Origin of the sequence: Nonomuraea rosea (assembly GCF_039539705.1) — a bacterium.
GTDB classification, from domain to species: domain Bacteria; phylum Actinomycetota; class Actinomycetes; order Streptosporangiales; family Streptosporangiaceae; genus Nonomuraea; species Nonomuraea rosea.
In genome coordinates this window covers 1-1,664 of sequence record NZ_BAABDQ010000122.1, presented here as the reverse complement: position 1 = coordinate 1,664, position 1,664 = coordinate 1, and the positions used below count along the sequence as shown (strand labels likewise).

1 protein-coding gene is annotated in these 1,664 nt (G+C 69.3%); it reads left to right on the top strand.

All coding sequences use genetic code 11. From position 1 onward, the window contains the following. The coding region (locus ABEA43_RS67655) for an IS4 family transposase (RefSeq protein ID WP_345581523.1) at window positions 1-1,649 on the top strand (1,649 nt) is incomplete at its 5' end. Between the last annotated feature and the right edge of the window lie 15 nt (window positions 1,650-1,664).

Below are 1,664 nucleotides of genomic sequence, written 5' to 3'. Positions count from 1 at the left end.
CCGTCAAGCATGCCAGCTCTGCTGTTTCCCGCGCCACCGGCGCGGACTCTTCTCCCCGCTGGGCGGCCGAGAGATTGTTCGCGCCCGGACATTTGGGTGAGCTGACCGCGCTCGTGCCGTTCGAGCTCGTCGATGCGGTCCTGGATGAGACCCGCGGGGTGCAGCGTCGTCTGCGCGCGTTGCCCTCGCGTGTCGGGGTCTACTTCCTGCTGGCGATGTGTCTGTTCCCCGAGGTCGGCTACCTGCTGGTCTGGCAGAAACTGACGGCCTCGCTGACCGCCCTGCCGGCCGTGACGCCCACCGCCAAAGCCCTACGTGACCTGCGCCGCAGAGTCGGTGGCGCGCCGATGCGGCGCCTGTTCGAGGTGCTGAGCGGACCGCTGGCCCAGCCCACGACGCCCGGCGTACGGTTCGGGGCCTACCGCACCGTCTCCTTCGACGGCTGCAGTTCCCTCAAGGCCCCCGACACCGTGCGTAACCGGGCATGGCTGGGCAGTCCCGGCCACGGCGGCTACCCCCAGCTGGAACTGATGACACTCGTCGAGACCGGAACCCGGGCCTTGATCGGCGCGGTCTTCGGCCCCACCAGCGAAGGCGAGAGCGGCTATGCCCGGCGCCTGCTGCACCTGCTGACGCCCGACATGCTCGTGTTATGGGACAAGGGCTTCGACAGCAACGCCTTCCTCGCCCAGGTCAGCGCCACCGGAGCCCAGGTACTCGGCCGGCTGCGCAGCAACCGGCGCACCCCCGTCCTGGCCACACTCACCGACGGCTCATATCTCTCGATGATCGGTGGCCTGCAGATCCGCATCATCGAGGCCCGTGTGACAGTGACCTGCACCGACGGCACCACCTTCGCCGGCACCTACCGCCTGGCCACCACGCTGACCGACGCCCGCCGCCATCCGGCCGCCGCCCTAGTGGGCCTCTACCATCAGCGGTGGGAACACGAATCGGCCTACTACGCGCTCCGCCACACGATCATGCAGGGGCGGATCCTGCGCTCCGGCGACCCCGCCGGCCTGCAGCAGGAGATGTGGTCGGTGCTGACGCTCTATCAGCTCCTGCGCACCGTGATGGTCGACGCCGCCGAGTCCCAGCCCGGCACCGACCCCGACCGCTGCGGCTTCTCCATCGCCCTGCACGCCGCCCGCGACCTGGTGATCCATCCTGGCGACAACCCCGGCACCGCCACCAGCCTGGTCGGGTCCATCGGACGCCGTGTCCTGGCCGCGCTGCTGCCACCCCGCCGCCCGCGCGTCAGCACCCGCAAAGTGAAGTCGCCCATCTCCCGCTACCACGAACGACTCCACGACGGCAGACCCGACCGCAGCCGCACCATCACCGGCCTCGACATCACCCTCCTGACACCCCCACCCCCACTGCCCGCCGCCTCCCGCGACGAACGGCCCATCGCCGCGACCGACCGCCGAAGACAACAACAGGTCCTGGCCCTCCTCCACCAAGACCCCAACCGCTCTTGGAGAGCCTGTGACATCGCCCGCCACCTCGGAGATGTCACCCTGAACACCATGTATCGGCAGCTGTCACGCTGGGCCCACGGTCGGCTCATCTGCAAAATCGGGCCAGGCATCTACACCGCCGGGCCGACCCCCTCGGCGCTCTTGCCAGCAGCCCAGAAACCTTAACTACCTGGCCTTGGG